Genomic DNA, 19266 nt, shown 5'->3' on the forward strand with positions numbered 1-19266 from the left:
ATGGCCGTCACGCTCATCAGGGGCGCCGACCTCGTCGTCGCCTGGGACGCCTCCGAGAAGCGCCACGCCTACCTGCCCGGCGGCGACGTGGCCTTCGAGGATGGGGTGATCCGCTTCGTCGGCCGCGGCTACGAGGGCGTGGCAGACGAGGTGATCTCGGGCAGCGGCCTCATGGTCATGCCCGGGCTGGTGAACATCCACTCGCATCCGAGCAGCGAGCCGATGAACAAGGGGCTGATCGACGAGATCGGCAGCCCCGGCCTCTACAACTCCTCGCTCTACGAATACATGCCGATTTTCCGGACCGACGCGGAAGCCGTGCCGGACTGCGTGCGCGTGGCGCTCTCGGAACTGCTGCTGAGCGGCGTGACCACGCTGGCCGACCTCTCCATGGCGCATCCGGGCTGGCTCGACCTGCTGGCCGATTCCGGCATGCGCGTCTGCATCGCGCCGATGTTCAAGTCGGCGCGGTGGTTCACCAAGAACGGCCATGTCGTCGAATACGAATGGGACGAGAAGGCCGGCGAGAAGGCGATGGAGGAGGCCTTCACCCTCATCCAGCGCGCCGAGCAGCACCCTTCGGGGCGGCTCTTCGGCATGGCCTGCCCGGCGCAGATCGACACCTGTGCGCCCGAGCTCCTGCGCGACAGCCGGGCGGAGGCGCGCGCGCGCGGGCTGTCCTGGCAGATCCACGCGGCGCAGTCGGTCTCGGAATTCCACGAGATCACGCGGCGGCACGGCTTCACGCCCATCCAGTGGCTGCACGAGATGGGGCTGCTCGACGAGCGCGCCGTCATCGGCCACGGCATCTTCCTGGATGACCATCCCAGCACGCCCTGGCACACCAAGCGCGACATCTCGATCCTCGCCGAGACGGGCACGACGGTCGCGCATTGCCCGACCGTCTTCGCCCGGCGCGGCATCACGCTGAAGGATTTCGGGCGCTACCACCGCAACGGCGTGAACATGGGCGTGGGCACCGACACCTATCCGCACAACCTGCTGGATGAGCTGCGGCTGGTGGCCTATCTCGCCCGCACCCAGGCGACCGATCCGCGCACGACGACGACGACCGACATCTTCGACGCCGCCACCATCGGCGGCGCGCGGGCTTTGGGTCGCGACGATATCGGGCGCCTCGCCCCCGGCTGCCGCGCCGACTTCGTGCTGGTGGATGCGACCCATCCCCGCATGCAGCCGAACCACGATCCCGTGCGCGCGCTGATCTACGCCGCCGGCGACCGTGCGGTGCGCGACGTCTATGTCGACGGCATCAAGGTGGTCGGCGACGGCCAGGTGCTGACCATGGACTTCAAGGCCGCCGCGCTGGCGCTCTCGGAGGCACAGAAGCGCGTGGTGGCCAAGGTGCCGCAGCAGGACTGGGCGCATCGCACGGCCGACAAGATCGCGGTGCCGACCTTCAAGTGGCTGTGACGGCACCCGATCATATCGAAACGGTCGCGCCATCCGGCGCGGCGGAGCCGCTGCTTCGGGTCGAGGGGCTGCGGACGGTCTTCCGCACCTCGGGCGGCGACATCACCGCCGTGGATGGCGTCTCGATCGATGTCGAGCGCGGCAAGACGCTCGGCATCGTTGGCGAGAGCGGCTGCGGCAAGTCGGTGCTGTCGCTCTCCATCATGCGGCTGGTCGCGCATCCAGGCCGCATCGCCTCGGGGCGCGTGCTGCTGGAGGGCCGCGACCTCGCCGGCCTCTCCAACAACGAGATGCGCCAGGTGCGCGGCCGCGACATCGGCATGATCTTTCAGGAGCCGATGACGTCCCTGAACCCCGTCCACAGCGTGGGCTTCCAGATCACCGAGGGCATCAGGGTCCACGAACCCAAGGCCAGCAGGGCGGAGCTGCGCGAGCGCGGCATCGCCGCCCTGAAGCGCGTCCGCATCCCCTCGCCGGAGCGGCGCTTCGACGAGTATCCGCACCAGCTCTCCGGCGGCATGCGCCAGCGCGTGATGATCGCCATGGCGCTGGCCTGCTCGCCGCGCCTGCTCATCGCCGACGAGCCCACGACGGCCCTCGACGTCACGGTGCAGGCGCAGATCCTGGACCTGCTGCGCGACCTCCAGGCCGAGACGGGGATGTCCATCATCCTCATCACCCACGATCTCGGCGTGGTCGCGGAAATGGCCGACGACGTGGCGGTGATGTATGCCGGCCGGGTGGTGGAGCGGACCTCCGCCCGCGCGCTCTTCGAGGACCCGCAGCACCCCTACACGCTGGGCCTGCTGGGCAGCATCCCGCGGCTGGACGAGGACCGCGAGCGGCTGCTCGCCATCCAAGGCTCCGTCCCGCCACCCTTCGCCTTGCCCTCCGGCTGCCGCTTCAACCCCCGCTGCCCCTTCGCCATCGATGCCTGCCGCGCCGAAGTGCCGGCCCTGCGCGAGATCGTCTCCGGCCACGAGGCCGCCTGCCTTCGCGCGCCCGTCGAAGAGAGCGTCGCAGCATGAGTGGCGGCGTGAACCGGTCGGGCGATGGCGGCACGCTGCTGGAGGTCGAGAACCTCGCCAAGCACTACCCCGTCCGCAAGGGCGTGATCCGTGCCAGGCAGATCGGGCTGGTGCGTGCCGTGGACGGCGTCTCCTTCACCGTGAGGCGCGGCGAGACGCTGGCATTGGTGGGCGAGAGCGGCTGCGGCAAGTCCACCACGGCACGGCTCGTGCTGCGGCTGATCGAGCCCAGCACCGGCAGCGTCAGCTTCGAGGGGACGGACATCACGAAGCTCAGCGGCGCCACGCTGAAAGCCTTCCGGCGCCGCGCGCAGATCGTCTTCCAGGATCCCTACGCCTCGCTGAATCCGCGGCTGACCGTGGGCCAGACCATCATGGAGCCGATGGAGGTCCACGACATCGGCGATGCCGCCTCGCGCCGGGCCCGCGTCGAGGAACTGCTGCGGCTGGTCGGCCTCGCGCCCTATCACGCCGAGCGCTACGCGCACGAGTTCTCGGGCGGGCAGCGCCAGCGCATCGGCATCGCCCGGGCGCTCTCGGTCGAACCTGATCTGGTGGTCTGCGACGAGCCGGTCTCGGCGCTGGACGTTTCCATCCAGGCCCAGGTGGTGAACCTGCTGCGCGACCTGCAGCAGCGGCTCGGCCTCTCCTACCTTTTCATCGCGCATGATCTCGCGGTGGTGAAGCATGTCGCCGACCGGATCGCGGTCATGTATCTCGGCCGCATCGTGGAAATTGCGGAAAAGCGCGCGCTCTTCGACAATCCGCGCCACCCCTATACGCGCGCGCTGCTGGCGGCGATCCCGCATCCGGACCCGTCGCGGCGCGGCCGGGTGCGGCCGCTGGGCGGCGACGTGCCGAGCCCGATGAACATCCCGCCCGGCTGCCGCTTCCACACCCGCTGCCCCTTCGCCCAGCAGATCTGCAGGGAGAAGGACCCGCCGCTGGCGGATGGAGTCGCCTGCCACTTCGCGGGCCAGCTCCCGCCGGCGGGCCTCGACTTCTCCGGGGGCCTCACGGAGAAGGCTGCGCAGCGGATGGCGCTCTATGCTGCGGCAGCAGAGCGAGGGGCCTAGGACATGCTCGCAACACCGTCATCGGTCAGGGGAGATGGTTAGCGTGACGGCGGCGTCCGGATGAAGCCCCCGCACAGCGCCACGCATCGAATGCGCCTCTGGCCCGGGAGCCTTCCGAGATGATGATCCTGATGACCAGCCTCATCCCGATGGGCAGCCATCTGGGCGGCTGGCGCCATCCCGAGGCCTGGTCGCACACGGCCATGAACCTCGACCACGCGATCCGCATCGCCCAGACCGCCGAGCGCGGCAAGTTCGACATGCTCTTCCTCGCGGACGGCAATGCCGTGCGCCACATGGACCACCCGGACCTCTTCGCCGCCTCCAGCCGATCAAGCCGGCCCACGGCCTTCGAGCCCCTGACCCTGCTGGCGGCGATCTCGCAGCACACGAAGCATATCGGCCTCTTCGCCACGGCGACGACGACTTATGAGGAGCCCTATCTCCTGGCGCGTCGCTTCGCCTCGCTCGACCATCTCAGCGGCGGGCGGGCCGTGTGGAACGTGGTCACGACGGGATACGAGGGCGATTCCGTGAACTTCGGCCTCGCCTCGCACGTGCCGCGGGCCGAGCGCTACGCGCGCTGCCGGGAGTTCGTGAAGGTCTGCCAGGGGCTCTGGGACAGCTGGGCCGAGGACGCCTTCATCGAGGACAAGGCCAGCGGCCGCTACCTCGACCCGACGAAGGTGCAGCGGCTCGACCATGTCGGGACGCATTTCTCGATCCAGGGGCCGCTGAACATCGCCCGGCCGCCGCAGGGCCGCCCCATCCTGTGCACGGCGGGCCAGTCGGAAGACGGGCTGGAGCTGGCGGCGGAGATCGCCGACACGATGTTCTCGCTGACCACCGAGAAATCAGAGGCGCAGCGCTTCTACGCCGACCTCAAGGGCCGGATGGCCAGGTATGGCCGCACGCCGGACCAGCTGAAGATCATCCCGGGGGCCACCATCTTCCTCGGCCGCACCGAAGCGGAAGCCGACGAGCTCTACAGGGAGCTCCAGGAGCTGATCAGCCCGGCCCTGGGCGTCTCCTTCCTGGAGAGCATGTTCAAGATGGACCTGTCCTCCTACGCGATCGACGATCCGATGCCGGCGGTCCCGACGGCGCAGGGGGTCGGCAATTCGACCTACCGGCTCCTGGCCGCCGAGTGGCTCCAGCGCGAGAAGCCCAGCATCCGTCGGGCCTATCAGCACCTGGCACCGACCTCCGGCTCGCTCATCATCAGGGGAACGCCGGGCCAGGTCGCCGACGAGCTGGAGGACTGGTACCGCAGCGGCGCCTGCGACGGCTTCAACATCGGAACGCCGGTCCTGCCGCGCTGCCTGGACATGTTCGTCGATCTCGTGGTGCCGGAGCTGCAGCGGCGCGGCATTTTTCGGCAGGAATACAGCGGCGGGACCCTCAGGGAGTCGATGGGGCTGGCACGGCCGGCACGGCAGATCCGCCGAAGCGGGGCTGACCAATCACCGGCCGGGTGACTCCCAGCGGCAGCCATCGCGGTCTAACATCCCGCCCCATGATCCAATCCATCGTCGCGCCCCGCCAGATGATCATCGGCGGCGGCAGCCTCTCCCGCCTCGGCGAGCTGCTGAAGCAGTTCGGCCTCTCCCACCCGCTCGTCGTGACCGACCCCTGGATGGTCAGCTCGGGCACGGTGGAGAAATGCTTGGAGCCGCTGCGCGCGGCCGGCATGTCCCCCGTGGTGTTCCACGAGACCGTGCCGGACCCGACCGATGCGGTCGTGGCCTACGGCGTCTCGGTACTGCAGTCCGGCGATTTCGACGTGCTGGTGGGCTTCGGCGGCGGCAGCCCGATGGACACGGCCAAGGCCATGGCGATCCTGGCGGCGGCACCGGCGGGCACGCCGATGAGCACGTTCAAGGTGCCCTTCGCGGCAGACAAGGGCGCGCTCCCGGTGATCTGCGTTCCGACCACGGCGGGCACGGGCAGCGAGGCCACGCGCTTCACCGTCATCACGGACGTCGCGCGCGACGAGAAGATGCTCATCGCAGGGCTGGGGGCGCTGCCGCTGGCGGCCGTGGTGGACCACGAGCTGACGAAGACGGTGCCGGCGCGGACCAAGGCCGATACGGGCATCGACAGCCTGACGCATGCGCTGGAGGCCTATGTCAGCAAGCGCGCCAATTCCGTCTCGGACATGTATGCCGAGCGGGCGATGCGGCTGATCGGCCCGCATCTGCGCCGCGTCTACAAGGATCCCGAGGATGCGGCGGCGCGCGAGGCGATGATGCTGGGCGCGACGCTGGCGGGGCTGGCCTTCTCGAACGCGTCGGTGGCGCTGGTGCATGGGATGTCGCGGCCGATCGGCGCGCATTTCCATGTGCCGCACGGTCTCTCGAACGCCATGCTGCTGCCGGCGGTGACGGGCTTCGGCCTGAACCATGCCTTGCCGCGCTATGCCGAGGCGGCGCGCTGCATCGGCTGCGCGGCACCCGGCGACGCGGACCAGCTGGCCGGCGCGAAGCTCATGGAGGAGCTGCGCGCGCTGAACCAGGAGCTGCAGGTGCCCACACCGGCGGCCTATGGCATCGGCGCCGACAAGTGGAACGGGTTGCTCCCCGTGATGGCGGAGCAGGCGCTGGCGTCCGGCAGCCCCGCCAACAACCCGCGCGTCCCCACCGCCGAGGAGATCATGACCCTCTACGGCGAGGCGTACCGCTAAGTTCCGTCAGGGGGTCTGGGGATCGACACGATCCCCAGCGGGGTTCGGGGCAGAGCCCCGACTTACGCCTTGAGCCTATTGATCGGCGTCTTCCGCCATCGGTCATTCCAGGCCGGCAGGGCCTCAATGGGCAGCGGCCGTCCCACCAGGAACCCCTGGGCGCGCTGCACGCCCAGATCCCTTAGCAGCCGGAACAGCAACGGGCTGGAGACCCCTTCCGCGGTGAGGCACAGCCCGCGCCGCGCCAGAACGCGGACCTGCTGACGCGCCCGGGCCGAATGGGGCAGGGACTGCACGAGGGAGCGGTCCAGCTTCACGCTGGCGAAGGGCAGGCCGAGGAGGTTCTGGCGCGGGTCGTCGATCAGGAAGTCGTCCAGCATGACGCCGTGCCCTGCCGCGTTGAGCCGGCGGAGCGAGCGGCCGAGGCGCGTGCGGTCCTTCACCGGCGCCGTCTCGGTGAGCTCCACCATCAGGCGCTGGCGGGGCAGGCGCGAGCGGCGGAGCTGCTGGCCCAGCCAGGCGACCACGTCGCGCTTCTCCATCTCCGGCACGGGCAGGTTCACCGAGACCGGGATGGGCAGCCGTCCGGGCAGGCGCGAGAGGTCGCGGGCGGCGATGCGGGTGACGGCGGCGGCGAGCAGGCGGGAGAGGCCCATCTGCTCCATGGCCGGCACGAAGTTCACGGGCGTCAGCGAGACGGGCTCGCTGCGCCAGCGGGCGAGGGCCTCGACCATGACGAGGCGCCGGGTGCGGGTGTCGACGATGGGCTGGTAGCGGAGCAGCAGGGAATCGCCGGAGAGGCCGGCCTTCATGCCTGTGGAGTTGCGGCCGGCGCGCAGCGCGTCATGGGCGATGAGCCGCGTGCCGTTGAGCAGGCCGAGAAGGAACTCGCCATCCTCGGAGAGGGCGGCCAGCGGGGTGAGCGGCGAGATGACGGCGCGGGGCGAGGCCTCGGCCAGGGCATCGACCAGGGAGCGCTGGATCGGAAGCTCGGCATCCTCGAGGAGGATATGGGCGAAGCCGTTGGTGTTGCCCACGACGGCGCTCAGCACCTCGGCCTGGGAACGCAGGATCAGCGGCGCGGGGCCGCGCAGACGGTCAACGGCACGGAAGGCGGCCTCGATCAGCCCCTCGTCCTGGGCGAGCACGAGCACACGGCCAAGGGTGGGGCCGCCTCCGGAAGCGGAGGGGCTTCCCTGCCGCTGGAACGTCTCAAAACCTGACACTGCCTCGAACCGTGATCATAGATTCGAGATTACACACAATTCGATGCGACCTCAAACACGGTCTGGACATGCCGCAGAATGAATCGGAAGGCGTGCCCGCGCAGGCACGCGGGTCAACCCTTTGAATCCGCTCCGGATACCGGGACGGATCAGCGGATGGCCGTCTGTCCCTTCGGCGCGACCGGATCGGACTCGCCGCGGCGCAGCGTGTTGCGGCCGCTGAAGAGCACGATCGGCGCCGCGATGAAGACCGAGGAGGAGGCCGAGACGATGATGCCGAAGACCATGACCCAGGCGAATCCGGCCAGGGTGTCGCCGCCGAAGAGCGCCAGCGGCAGGGCCGAGAGCAGCAGGGTCATGGAGGTGCCGAGGCTGCGGTTCAGCGTCTCGTTGATCGAGAGATCGACCAGCTCCTGCAGCGGCATCGTCTTGAATTTCCGCAGATTCTCCCGCATCCGGTCGAACACCACGACCTTGTCGTTGGCGCTGAAGCCGATGACGGTGAGGATGGCCGCGATGGTTGTCAGATTGAACTCGACCTGGAAGAGAACCATGAAGCCGACGGTCTTCGTGGTATCCAGGATGAGCGTGATGATGGCCGCGATGCCGAACTGCCATTCGAATCGGACCCAGATGTAGATCAGCATCGCCACGAGGCTGAGGCCGAGCGCCAGCAGCCCGCCGATGAAGAGCTCGTCCGAGACGCGGTTGCCCACGGCCTCCACGCGAAGGATCCGGATGCCGGGCGAGGCCGCCTCCAGCGCGCCGCGGATGCGCGAGACGATCGGCTGGGTCTGCGCCTCGTCGGGCGGGGCGGGCAGGCGGACGAGCAGGGTGCTCTCGTCGCCGAACTGCTGCAGGCCGACATCGCCGAGGTTCAACCCGCCGGTGGCCGCGCGGAGGGCGTTGATGTCGGCCGGACCCTGGGTCCGGACCTCCATGATGATGCCGCCCTTGAAGTCGATGCCCTTGTCGAGCCCGGGATAGAAGGCGCCGACCAGCGAGGCCGTGGAGAGCACGGCGGAGACGACGAGGCCCATCACGGCCCCGCGCATGAACTTGATCTTCGTCACGTCCGGACAGATGCGGAAGAGCGGACGCGCGAGGCGCTGGCCGATGGTCAGCCCAGGGCGCTCCAGCACCGGCAGCTCGCGCGGCTTTCTCCAGCGGTACCACCAGACGACCAGGAGACGGGTGAGGACGGTCGCCGTCCACATCTGGACGATGGTGCCGATGGCGACCGTCACCGCGAAGCCCTTCACCGGGCCCGAACCGAAACCGTAAAGGCAGGCCATGGCGATCAGGTTGGTGAGATTCGAGTCAAGAATCGTCCCCGAAGCCTTTGTATATCCTGTCTCGAGCGCCGATATCGGCGATCGCCCGATCTTCACCTCCTCGCGGATGCGCTCGTTGATCAGGATGTTCGCGTCGAGCGCGGTGCCCAGGGTCAGCACGATGCCGGCGATGCCCGGCAGCGTCAGCGTGGCCTCCAGCAGCGAGAGGCAGGCGATCAGCAGGACGATGTTGATGGCCAGCGCGATGTTGGCGAACCAGCCGAAGAGCCCATAGGCAAAGCCCATGTAGAGGAAGACGAAGGCCGCGCCCGCGGCGAGGCTGATCATGCCGGCCCGGATGGCGTCCGCCCCCAGCTCCGGCCCGACGGAGCGCTCCTCCACCACGGTCAGCGGCGCGGGCAGGGCGCCGGCGCGCAGCAGCACCGCGAGGTCGTTGGCCGTGCGCACCGTGAAGTTGCCGCTGATCTGGCCGCGGCCGCCGGTGATGGCCTCGCGGATGTTCGGCGCGGTGATGACCTTGTCGTCCAGCACGATGGCGAAGGGCCGGCCGACATTGGCCCGGGTGATCTCGCTGAAGCGGCGGGTGCCGACGCTGTCGAAGGTGAAGTTCACCACCCACTCGCCGGTGCGCGTGTCCTGGCTGGCGCGGGCGTCGGTCAGGTTGGCGCCGTCGACCTCGACGCGGCGGCGGACGGCATAGCGCTCGCCGGGCTGCTCGCCGGGCAGGAAGATCACGCCCGGGGGCGGCGTGGGCGCCTGGACGTTCGCGGTCTCGTCCAGGAGGTGGAAGGTCATGCGGGCGGTGCGGCCCAGCAGGTCCTTGATGCGGCCGGGATCCTCGACGCCCGGGAGCTGGACCAGGATGCGGTTCTGGCCCTGGCGCGCGATCAGCGCCTCGGAGACGCCGGTCTCGTCGATGCGGCGGCGGACGATCTCGATGGACTGCTCCACGGCGCCGGTCGCCTTGGCGCGGAGGCCGGCCTCGGTGACGGTGGCCGTGAGCAGCCCGTCCGGGGCCACGGCGACCTCGATGTCCGGCGCCTGGGCGCCGCCGCCGACGCTCACGGGGTTGCCGAGCTCGCGCACGATGCGCAGCGCCGCGTCGCGCTGGGCGGAATCGGTGATTCGCACGGACATACGGCGCTGCTCGGTCTGGGCGGCGAGGCCCGTATAGGCGATGCGCGGATTGGCCTGGGTGAAGCCGCGGCGCGTGGCCTCGACCAGGCCCTCCAGCCGCTCCCGCAGCAGGACGGAGGTGTCGACCTCCAGAAGCAGGTAGGAACCGCCGCGCAGGTCGAGGCCCAGCGAGATCTGGCGGATCGGGGCCCAGCTCGGGAAGGCGGAGCGCGGCAGCAGGTTGGGCAGGCTGACGAGCACGCCCAGCAGGCAGACCAGGAGGATGGCGGCCGTCTTCCAACGCGCGAAGTACATCATGAGGGCAAGATACCTGGACCAGCGATTCGGCCGGAACATGACGAGGGGGAGGGGGGGATGCAAGCCTTGGGCGGAGGGAGTAGGGAGCGGGGATGGTTTCCCCCCGGATCGGCGTCTTCGGCGCGGGCCATTTCGGCCGCTTCCACACCCTCAAGCTGAGGAATGCAGCAGGCGCGACCCTGGCCGGCCTGCACGACGCGGATCCCGCCCGGGCCGCCCAGGTGGCGGGCGAGGCCGGCTGCCCCGCGCTTTCGTCGGAAGCCCTGCTGGAGGCCTGCGACGCGGTGGTGATCGCGACGCCGACGCTGTTTCATGCCCGGCTGGCCGAGGCGGCGCTGCAGGCCGGCAAGCATGTGTTCGTTGAGAAGCCCATCACGGCGACTCTGGCCGAGGCCGACGCCTTGATCGCCCTGGCCGCCGGGCGGGGCCTGGTGCTGATGGTCGGCCAGATCGAGCGGCACTCCGCCGCGATCCAGACGCTGCGGGAGAGCCTGAACGGCCGGCGGCTGGTCTCGCTGGAGGCGGCGCGGGTGGCGCCCTTCCGGCCGCGCAGCCTGGACGTCTCCGTCGTTCTGGACCTGATGATCCACGACCTGGATCTGATCCTCTCGCTGGTGCCCTCGCCGCTGGCCGAGGTGCGGGCCGTGGGCGGCAGCGTCATGACGAAGCTGCCAGACTGGGTGGTGGCGCAGCTCCGCTTCGAGGACGGCACGCAGGCCCAGGTGACGGCGAGCCGCGTGGCCGTCGGGCTGGAACGGAAGCTGCGGCTGCTCGGGCCCGAGGGCGAGATGCGCGTGGATTTCCTCGCCCGCAGCCTGGAGTTCCTGGCGCCGGACGGCGAGGTGCCCGTCGACAACATGCCCGGCTGGGGCCTCACCCGCCGGAGCTGGGTGGATCACGACAGCCTGGAGGCCGAGCAGGGCGCCTTCATCGCCGCCATCGCCCGCGGCACGCCGCACGAGGCGACGGGCCAGCAGGGCCGGGCGGCGCTGGACGCCGCATTGAGGGTCGAGGCGGCACTCGCCCGATGAGGGAGCTCACGGCGGAAGGGCTGTTATCCGACGTCCGCCGCTGGGTCGAGATCGAGAGCCCGACCCAGGACGTCGCCGGGGTCAACCGCGTGGCGGACATGGTGGAAGGGCGCCTGAGGGCGATCGGCGCCGCCATCGAGCGCATGCCGGGCCGCGACGGCTATGCCGACATCCTGATCGGCCGCATCCCCGGCGAGACCAACGGCCCCGGCCTGCTGCTCTGCGGCCATATCGACACGGTGCATCCGGTCGGCACCCTGGCCGGCCCGCTGCCCTTCCGGGTCGAGGGCGACCGCGCCTACGGCCCGGGCATCTACGACATGAAGGGCGGCAACGCGATGGCGCTGGCCGCGCTGGAGCACCTGCACGCCACTGGCCGCCGGCCGCGCCGCTCGGTCAGCTTCATGATGATCCCGGACGAGGAGATGGGCAGCCCCTCCTCGCGCGAGGCCATCGAGGCGGAGGCGCGGAAGCACCACGCCGTGCTGGTGCCGGAGCCCTCGGGCGGCGGCGGGCGGCTGACCGTCGGCCGCCATGGCATCGCGCGCTACCATCTGACGGTGCATGGCGTGCCCGCCCATGCCGGCGCGTATCACGCGCAGGGGCGCAGTGCGATCCGCGAGATGGCGCGGCAGATCCTCGCGATCGAGGAGATGACCGACTATTCGCGGAACATCTTCGTGAATGTCGGAATCCTGCAGGGCGGCACGCACGAAAACATGGTGCCGATGCGCTGCGACGCGATTGTCTACTGCCTGGTTCCCACGGCAGAGACCGAGGCGGAGCTGCGCGCCAAGCTGATGGCGCTGCAGCCACACGATCCCGACACCCGCATCGAGCTGCGGCCCGGCCTGTCGCGCCCGGCCTACGGCAAGAGCCCCGCGATCCAGGACCTGTATGACCATGCCGCCGGGCTGGCGCGCGAGATCGGCTTCGAGGTCGCGGGCGAGCGCATCGCGGGCGGCGGCAGCGACGGCAACTTCACGGGCGCCCTCGGCGTGCCGACGCTGGACGGGCTCGGCGTGATCGGCGACGGGCCGCACACCCACGAGGAGCACCTGCTGGTCTCCTGCCTGGTGCCACGGACGCGGCTGCTGGTGCGGCTGTTTGAGACGTTGTGAGGCGGAGGGCTCCGCCCCCCGCACCCCCCGCCAGGGCTTTTTGCCCTGGACCCCATCACTTAAATTATTGTTTTCCAAAGGACTTTTGGTCTTTGGTGGGGGTTGGCCCCGAAAGGGGAGACAACGAGGGGGCAAAGCCCTCTCAAGAACCGCGTCGCAGGAGCTTCCCCGGCAAGGCGCCCGTGGCCTTCCCGTCCCGATAGGTCACCACCCCCCGCTTGATGGTCGCGCGATAGCCCCGCGCCGCCTGCATCAGCCGCTTCCCGCCCGCGGGCAGGTCGTGGAGCATGCGTGGCGCCTCCAGCCCCAGCTCGTCGGGGGCGATGATGTTGAGGTCGGCCAACAGGCCCGGCGCCACCACGCCGCGGTCGCGCAGGCCCATGGCGCGGGCGGTGTCGCTGGTCTGCCGGCGGACCAGTTCCTCCATCCGAAAGCCGTTCCGGCTCCAATGCTGGAGCACGAAGGTCGGGAAGCTGCCGTCGGAGATGAAGCCGACATGCGCGCCGCCGTCGGACAGGCCGATGATGGCGTTGCGGTGCCGCAGGCATTCTGCTGATGCATCAAGCGTATAGTCTGCGAAATTCGTAAGCGGTGCGAAGAGAAAGTTGGTGCCGTCGCCCTCGGTGAGGTAGTCGTAGGTGAAGGCCTCGGGCTTCTGGCCGGCACGCGCGGCCTGGGCCTCGAGGCTCTTCTCGCGCGGCGGCGCGTAGTCGGGCGGGGCGCCGAAGGGGAACATCCGGGCCCAGTGCAGTCTTGTGATGAGGGGGAAATTGGAGCCCGCAACCCGATCTTCCGACAGGATTCTGGCCCGCCGCTCCGGGGCGCGCAAGGCAGCGGCGCGCTCGGCCGGCGGCAGATGCGCCACCTCCTTGTAGGAGGGGCAGCCGGAGAAGGGGTTCTGGCTGCCGACCAGCCCGAGCAGGATGCCGATCGGCCGGGGCGGGAAGACCGGGCGAATGTCGAGCCCGTTGGCGGCCGCCTCGTCGGAGAGCGCCAGAAGCTCCTTCCAGGCTTCGGTTCGGTCGTGCCGCGCCGTGAGGGAGAAGACGATCGGCCGGCCGGACGCCGCGGCCACGCGCCGGACCATGGCGAATTCCGTGGCCGGATCGGGCGTGTTCCAGTCGGAGACCATCTCCAGCAGCCCGCCGCCGCCCTCGGTCAGCCCGGCGGCGAGGCCGATCAGCTCCTCCTCCTGGGCCTTGAGGGTGGGGGTCGGGTCGCCGGCCAGGGTCTTGTGGCTGATGGTGCGGCTGGTGCTGGCGCCGAAGGCCCCGGCGGCGGCGGCCTCGGCGGTCAGGACGCGCATGGCGCCGATCTCGCCCTGGGTCGCGTTCTCCAGGCTCAGGGCGCGCTTGCCCATGACATGGACGCGCAGCGCGCCGTGCGGCAGCAGGGCGCCGATGTCGATGTCGCGCGCCTTCCGGTCCAGGGCGTCGAGATATTCGGGAAAGCTCTCCCAGGACCAGTTCAGCCCCTCGTGCAGCACCGGGCCGGGGATGTCCTCCACGCCCTCCATCAGCGCGATGAGCGTGTCGCGGTCGGCGGCGCGGCAGGGCGCGAAGCCGACGCCGCAATTGCCCATCAGCGCCGTGGTCACGCCATGGATCGCCGAAGGGGCGAGGTGGCTGTCCCAGACGGCCTGGCCATCGTAGTGCGTGTGAATGTCGACGAAGCCGGGCGCGACCATCAGCCCCCGCGCGTCGATCTCCTCCCGGCCGGAGCCGGCGACCGTGCCGACCTGGACGATCTCGCCGTCCTGGATGGCGACATCCGCCTCGAAGCCGGGCGTGCCGGTGCCGTCGACGACGTGCCCGCCGCGGATGACCAGATCGTGTCTCATGATTTTCCTCCCCGGATGAGGCGGCCGGGCAGGGCCTCCGCCATCTCGCCGTTTCTTTGTGTCACCTGCCCCGAGCAGATCGTCGCCGTGTAGCCCCTCGCGCCCTGGACCAGGCGCTTACCGCCGGCCGGCAGGTCGTAGCGCATGTTGGGACGCTCGATGCTCATTGCTTCGAAATCAATGATATTGAGGTCGGCCTTCATGTTCACCGCTAGAGTGCCGCGATCCCTGAGGCCGAGCGCCTGGGCGTTGTCGGCGGAGAGGCGCTTCACCACGAACTCCACCGGCAGCTTGTGGCCGCGGGCGCGGTCGCGGGCCCAATGGGTCATCATGTGGGTGGTGTAGGAGGCGTCGCAGATATAGCCGACATGGGCGCCGCCATCGCCCAGCCCCATCAGCGTGTGCGGATGGGTCACCATCTCGCGGATCGCGTCCAGATTGCCGTCCGCATAGTTCAGCAGGGGACGGTTGAGGATGGCGCGGCCGCCGTCCTCCAGCATCCAGTCGTAACAGAGGTCCTCGGGGTCGCGGCCCTGGGCCTTGGCCTGCTCCAGCACGCTGGCCTCGGGCGGCGGCTCGTAGTCCGGCGTGAGCTTGTAGATCCGGGCGTAGTTGTTGAGGCGCGCGCGGAGCGCCGGGTCGGCGGTGGGCTCGGCCAGGATGCGGGCGCGGCGCTCCGGATCGCGGAGGGCCTGGGCGCGCTCGGCGATAGGGAGGTTTGCCACCTCCCGGAAGCTGGCCCGGGTGAGAAAGGGGTGCTGCGACAGCTCCCAGCCGAACATGAGGCCGACGGGGCGACCCATCACCTGGCCGGTGATGCGGATGCCTTCGGCATTGGCCTCGCTCACCCGGTCCAGCAGCCAGCGCCAGAACTCCGGCCGGGATTCGCGCTGGAGCAGCGAGAAGGTCATAGGCCGCTTCGCGATGCGGGCGATGCGCATCAGCCGTTCCCACTCCTCCTCGGCGGGGTCGTCGAAGTCGGAGATGAGCTGCATCCAGCCGCCGCCGAGCCCGCCGGCGATCTCCGCCAGCTCGATCTCGGCTGCACCGAGGGTGGGGGTCGGCTCCCCGGCCAGCGTCTTGTGGGCGATGGCGCGGGAGGTGGAGAAGCCCAGCGCGCCGGCCGCGATCCCCTCGCGGGCCAGCCGCGCCATCTCCGCCCGGTCCTCGGCGGTCGCCGGCTCGCGCTCGAAGCCGCGGCGGCCCATGACGTGCACGCGCAGCGCCGCATGCGGCACCTGGGTCGCGATATCCATGTCGTAGGCGCGCGAGTCCAGTGCGTTCAGATATTCCGGGAAGCTCTGCCAGTTCCACGGCAATCCTTCAGTCAGAACGACTTCCGGCAGGTCCTCCACACCTTCCATGAGCTTCACGAGCATGTCGCGGCTCTCGGGGCGGCAGGGCGCGAAGCCCACGCCGCAATTGCCGAGCAGCGCCGTCGTCACCCCGTGCAGCGAGGAGGAAAGGATGCGCGAGGTCCAGGTCGCCTGCGCGTCGTAATGCGTGTGGATGTCGACGAAGCCCGGCGTGACCAGCTGCCCGCGCGCGTCGATCTCCTCGGTCCCGCGGGGAACCGACAGGTTCCGGCCGATGGCGGCGATGCGGGCGCCGTCGAGCGCGATGTCGGCCTCGTAGGGCGCGCCTCCGGTGCCGTCGACGACGGTCCCGCCCCGGATGACCAGGCTGGGCTCGTTCATGGACATGTTTCCCGTTGTTTGTCGCAGGATGCCATAGCATCGGCCAAAGGGGGAGATGCGGGCGAGGGGCCGTTGCCCGCAGCCGTCCCCGCTGGCATGACACCTTATGGCCTTCGGGCCGGATTTCCCTCGGATGACAAGGGTTTGAGCTTGAGGCGCAGGACCATCGCGATCCTGGTTGCGGTCGCCTCGATCGCGGCCCTGGTGCCGGCCGCGCTCACGGCGGCCTGGTTCCTGCTGCCGAGCGTCGAGCTGGCCTCCTACGTCGTCGGCCGGGCCACGGCCGCCGCCGGACGGGGCGTCACGATCGAGAGCCTGCGCGTCACGCCCGGTAGGAACCTTGCCGTCGCGCTGCGCGGCCTGCACCTCGCCAATATCGACGGCGGCACGCAGCCGGACATGGTGACGCTCACCTCCCTGGACCTGGAGCTGGAGCTTTGGCCGCTGCTCCTGCATCGGGAGGTGATCGTCACGCGCGTGGCCATCGACGGGCTGTCGCTCCTGCTGGAGCGCAACGCCGACCAGCAGCGCAACTGGCGCTTCAACGAGACCCCGCCCCAGGCGCCCAGCACACCCGGCCCCGATCCGGAATCGCGCCGCGGCTTCCCTTTCGTCCAGGTGCTGCAGCTGACCGGAAGCCAGATCACCATCCGCACGCGCAGCGGCCAGGCGCTGCGCGTGCGGCTCGACTCCGCGAGCCTGGCGGCGCCCGGGCGCGACCAGCCGGTCCGGCTCCTCGCCAATGGTGCCTACAACGACGTGCCGCTTGTGCTCGACACCGCGCTCGGCACCTTCCTCCAGTTCTGGGACGTACCGACGCCCTTCCCGCTGGACCTCCGCGCCACCGCTGGCGGCGACACGGTCCTGACCCTGCGCGGCACGGCGACGGATCCGCTGAACTTCGACGGCATCCAGGCCGACCTGGCCCTGGAGGCGCCCTCGCCGGCCACGCTGCTGGCCATCGGCGGCGGAAGCGGGGGCGGGCCCACCATCCCCATCCGGCTCGCGGGGCAGATGGAGCGGCAGGGCGACCTCTGGAAGCTCACCACCGTGACCGGCGCCCTCGACGGCGCGCCGCTGGCCGGCCCGCTGCTGCAGATGGCGGAGGGGGCCGACGGCCAACCGGACCGCATCTCCGCCCAGCTCAACTTCTCGCGGCTCGACATGAACCGCCTGCTGGGCACGCCGCCGCGCACGGGGGCGCCGCCCTCCGACGACGCCGACCTGCCGCTGATCGTGCAGGAGAAGCCGGACCCGATGATCGAGGCGCGCCTGACGGCGGACGACCTGCGCTACGGCCAGGTCCGTGCGACCGAGGCCCGGATCCAGGCCGCCGTCGTGGCGGACCGGATCGTGGTGGACGAGCTCGCGCTCCGGGCCTTTTCCGCGCGCATCTCCGCCCATGGCCAGCTCGAGCGCCGCGGCGATGAGGTCGCGGTGCTGGCGCAGGTCGCCATGCGCGAGGGCGACGTCGAGACGCTGCGCCGCGCCTTCGGCCTGCGCCCGCTGCCGCTCACCGGCCGGCTGGAGGCGCGCGTCATCGCCCAGGGGCAGGGACGGACCCTGAACGCCGTGACCCGGGCCGCCGATCTTTCCGCCGTGGTGGCGATGACCAGCGGCCAGATCCAGCGCGAGGTCATCGAGATGGCCTCGACCGACATCCGCTCGCTCTTCCGCACGCCGCGGGGGACGACGCCGGTCACCTGCCTGCTGGCGGTGGCCGAGATCCGCCGGGGGGTGGGGGAGGTGGCGCCGCTGCGCATCGAGGCCGGCACCGGCACCATCGCGGGCATCGCGAGCTTCGACCTCAACCGCCGGCAGCTCGACCTCGTGATCGGCAGCCAGCGCGATACCACCAATTTCTTCGCGCTGGACATCCCGATACGGGCGAGCGGCAGCTTCGCCAGCCCCACCATCCGTCCCGCCAGCTGGTCGCCCGAAGGGCGGGCGCGGCTGGAGGCGGGCGACACGGTGGCGGCCGTGCCGGCGGAGCTGCGGGACTTCGCGCGCGGCAATCGCTGCTACCGCGTGGGCGCCAACACGATCCGGCCGACGGCGGCCCCGGCCGCGACGGCAGCGCGGCCCGCCCGGAACACGCGGCGAGCCGCCTCGCAGCCGCGCCGGAACTCCCGCCGCTAGTTCAGGCGGCGCGCACCAGCACGTGCTTCTTCCGGCCTGCGGAAAGCTTCGCCGCCCCGTCCTGCAGGTCATCGGCCGTCACGGAGCGCTGGGCATCGCTCACGACATCGTCGTTCAGCCGGATGCCGTTCTGCGCCACCAGCCGCCGCGCCTCGCCCTTGCTGGAGGCGAGGCCGGCGCTGACCAGCAGGTCGGCCAGCGAGGCGGGCAGCGCGGCCGTGATGCTCGGCAGCGTCTCGGCCGCCGCGCCCTGCTCGAAGGCGAGCCGCGCGGTCTCGGCGGCCTCCACCGCCGCCGCACGGCCGTGCAGCAGCGTCGTGGCCTCGGTCGCCAGAATCTTCTTCGCCTCGTTGATCTCCGAGCCCCGCAGCGCGCCGAGATGGCGGACCTCGTCCATCGGCAGCTCCGTGAACAGCGCCAGGAAGCGGCCCACATCCGCGTCCTCGGCGTTGCGCCAGAACTGCCAGTAGTCGTAGGGCGAGACGCGGTCGGCGTTCAGCCACACCGCGCCCGCCGCCGTCTTGCCCATCTTCGCGCCCGAGGCCGTGGTGATGAGCGGCGCGGTGATCCCGAAGGCGTCCTTCTGGTCCATCCGGCGCACGAGGTCGGCACCCAGGACGATGTTGCCCCACTGGTCGCTGCCGCCCATCTGGAGCGTCACGCCGTGGCGCCGGCGCAGTTCCACGAAGTCGTAGCTCTGCAGCAGCATGTAGTTGAACTCGATGAAGGTGAGCGGCTGGTCGCGCTCCAGCCGCAGCCGCACGCTGTCCATGGTCAGCATGCGGTTCACGCTGAAATGGCGGCCCACCTCGCGCAGGAAGGGGATGTAGCGCAGCTCGTCCAGCCATTCGGCATTGTCGAGCATGATGGCCTTGCCCGGGCCGTCGCCGAATTCGAGCAGGCTCGTGAAGGCGCGGCGGATGCCGGCCTTGTTCTCCTCGATGCGCTCCTCCGTGAGGATCTGGCGCGTCTCGTCGCGGCCCGAGGGGTCGCCGATCTTGGTCGTCCCGCCGCCCATCAGCGCCACCGGCCGGTTGCCGGTCTTGCCCAGCCAGCGCAGCAGCATGATCTGCACGAGGCTGCCCACATGCAGGCTGTCCGCCGTCGCGTCGAAGCCGATATACCCCGCCACCGGACCGGCCTTGAACGCGGCCTTCAGCGCGGCCTCGTCGGTGACCTGGTGGACGAAGCCGCGCTCGCGGATGACATCGAGGAAGTCGGACATGAAGTTCTGGACCCGGTTGGCGTTTGGCCGTGCGGCG

At 70.3% G+C, this 19266-nt stretch carries 13 protein-coding genes; 8 read left to right on the plus strand and 5 right to left on the minus strand.

The annotated features are described in order from the left end of the window. The 5 genes from AC1ROY_RS17550 (at nucleotide 1) to AC1ROY_RS17570 (ending at nucleotide 6221) form a co-directional block, all read left to right on the plus strand. Nucleotides 1–1434, plus strand: a complete 1434-nt coding sequence (locus AC1ROY_RS17550; protein ID WP_493150148.1) for an amidohydrolase family protein — start codon at nucleotides 1–3, stop codon at nucleotides 1432–1434. Further along, a complete protein-coding gene (locus AC1ROY_RS17555) occupies nucleotides 1431–2462 on the plus strand; it encodes an ABC transporter ATP-binding protein (protein ID WP_493150149.1) in 1032 nt (343 codons plus the stop codon). Before AC1ROY_RS17550 ends, AC1ROY_RS17555 begins: the two co-directional genes overlap by 4 nt. After that, nucleotides 2459–3538: an ABC transporter ATP-binding protein gene (locus tag AC1ROY_RS17560; RefSeq protein ID WP_493150150.1), complete on the plus strand. Its 1080-nt coding sequence runs from the start codon at nucleotides 2459–2461 to the stop codon at nucleotides 3536–3538. Before AC1ROY_RS17555 ends, AC1ROY_RS17560 begins: the two co-directional genes overlap by 4 nt. Nucleotides 3539–3669: 131 nt before the next feature. Next, entirely contained in the window at nucleotides 3670–5016 is a 1347-nt protein-coding gene (locus AC1ROY_RS17565; protein WP_493150151.1) for an LLM class flavin-dependent oxidoreductase, read from the plus strand. Nucleotides 5017–5054: 38 nt separating this feature from the next. Then, nucleotides 5055–6221, plus strand: coding sequence for an iron-containing alcohol dehydrogenase (locus tag AC1ROY_RS17570; RefSeq protein ID WP_493150152.1), 1167 nt, complete (start codon nucleotides 5055–5057; stop codon nucleotides 6219–6221). Between the two features lie 62 nt (nucleotides 6222–6283). Here the strand turns inward: AC1ROY_RS17570 and AC1ROY_RS17575 are convergent, their stop codons facing one another. Continuing rightward, complete coding sequence (locus tag AC1ROY_RS17575) at nucleotides 6284–7369, minus strand: EAL domain-containing protein (RefSeq protein WP_493150153.1); 1086 nt, start codon at nucleotides 7367–7369, stop codon at nucleotides 6284–6286. Nucleotides 7370–7596: 227 nt separating this feature from the next. Then, nucleotides 7597–10176, minus strand: coding sequence for a protein translocase subunit SecD (gene secD, locus AC1ROY_RS17580; RefSeq protein ID WP_493150154.1), 2580 nt, complete (start codon nucleotides 10174–10176; stop codon nucleotides 7597–7599). A gap of 92 nt (nucleotides 10177–10268) precedes the next feature. Here secD and AC1ROY_RS17585 point away from each other — a divergent pair, with 92 nt between their 5' ends. Next, the gene (locus AC1ROY_RS17585) at nucleotides 10269–11207 is read left to right on the plus strand and encodes a Gfo/Idh/MocA family protein (RefSeq protein ID WP_493150155.1); all 939 of its coding nucleotides are present in this window, start codon (nucleotides 10269–10271) and stop codon (nucleotides 11205–11207) included. Beyond that, nucleotides 11204–12328 carry a M20 family metallopeptidase gene (locus tag AC1ROY_RS17590; protein ID WP_493150156.1) on the plus strand — a complete coding sequence of 375 codons (1125 nt, stop codon included), beginning with the start codon at nucleotides 11204–11206 and terminating at the stop codon, nucleotides 12326–12328. The genes AC1ROY_RS17585 and AC1ROY_RS17590 overlap by 4 nt, the downstream gene beginning before the upstream one ends. 142 nt (nucleotides 12329–12470) lie before the next feature. Here the strand turns inward: AC1ROY_RS17590 and AC1ROY_RS17595 are convergent, their stop codons facing one another. Further along, nucleotides 12471–14168 (minus strand): N-acyl-D-amino-acid deacylase family protein, encoded by a 1698-nt coding sequence (locus AC1ROY_RS17595; RefSeq protein WP_493150157.1) that lies wholly within the window; start codon nucleotides 14166–14168, stop codon nucleotides 12471–12473. Further along, on the minus strand, nucleotides 14165–15865 hold the full coding sequence (locus AC1ROY_RS17600) for an N-acyl-D-amino-acid deacylase family protein (protein ID WP_493150158.1): 1701 nt from the start codon (nucleotides 15863–15865) through the stop codon (nucleotides 14165–14167). The genes AC1ROY_RS17595 and AC1ROY_RS17600 overlap by 4 nt, the downstream gene beginning before the upstream one ends. A gap of 150 nt (nucleotides 15866–16015) precedes the next feature. Here AC1ROY_RS17600 and AC1ROY_RS17605 point away from each other — a divergent pair, with 150 nt between their 5' ends. Continuing rightward, nucleotides 16016–18004, plus strand: coding sequence for an AsmA family protein (locus tag AC1ROY_RS17605; protein WP_493150159.1), 1989 nt, complete (start codon nucleotides 16016–16018; stop codon nucleotides 18002–18004). 1 nt (nucleotide 18005) lies between these two features. Here AC1ROY_RS17605 and tyrS read toward each other — a convergent pair whose 3' ends face one another. Then, nucleotides 18006–19229 carry a tyrosine--tRNA ligase gene (gene tyrS / locus AC1ROY_RS17610; protein ID WP_493150160.1) on the minus strand — a complete coding sequence of 408 codons (1224 nt, stop codon included), beginning with the start codon at nucleotides 19227–19229 and terminating at the stop codon, nucleotides 18006–18008. Nucleotides 19230–19266 lie beyond the last annotated feature (37 nt).

This window comes from Roseococcus sp. GW821-FHT12F05 (assembly GCF_058806835.1).

Coding starts and splice junctions, on each gene's coding strand:
- AC1ROY_RS17560 (WP_493150150.1), top strand. CDS start 2,459: ATGAGTGGCGGCGTGAACCGGTCGGGCGATGGCGGCACGCTGCTGGAG.
- AC1ROY_RS17565 (WP_493150151.1), top strand. CDS start 3,670: ATGACCAGCCTCATCCCGATGGGCAGCCATCTGGGCGGCTGGCGCCAT.
- AC1ROY_RS17600 (WP_493150158.1), bottom strand. CDS start 15,865: ATGAACGAGCCCAGCCTGGTCATCCGGGGCGGGACCGTCGTCGACGGC.
- AC1ROY_RS17570 (WP_493150152.1), top strand. CDS start 5,055: ATGATCCAATCCATCGTCGCGCCCCGCCAGATGATCATCGGCGGCGGC.
- AC1ROY_RS17585 (WP_493150155.1), top strand. CDS start 10,269: ATGGTTTCCCCCCGGATCGGCGTCTTCGGCGCGGGCCATTTCGGCCGC.
- AC1ROY_RS17595 (WP_493150157.1), bottom strand. CDS start 14,168: ATGAGACACGATCTGGTCATCCGCGGCGGGCACGTCGTCGACGGCACC.
- AC1ROY_RS17590 (WP_493150156.1), top strand. CDS start 11,204: ATGAGGGAGCTCACGGCGGAAGGGCTGTTATCCGACGTCCGCCGCTGG.
- secD (WP_493150154.1), bottom strand. CDS start 10,176: ATGATGTACTTCGCGCGTTGGAAGACGGCCGCCATCCTCCTGGTCTGC.
- tyrS (WP_493150160.1), bottom strand. CDS start 19,229: ATGTCCGACTTCCTCGATGTCATCCGCGAGCGCGGCTTCGTCCACCAG.
- AC1ROY_RS17550 (WP_493150148.1), top strand. CDS start 1: ATGGCCGTCACGCTCATCAGGGGCGCCGACCTCGTCGTCGCCTGGGAC.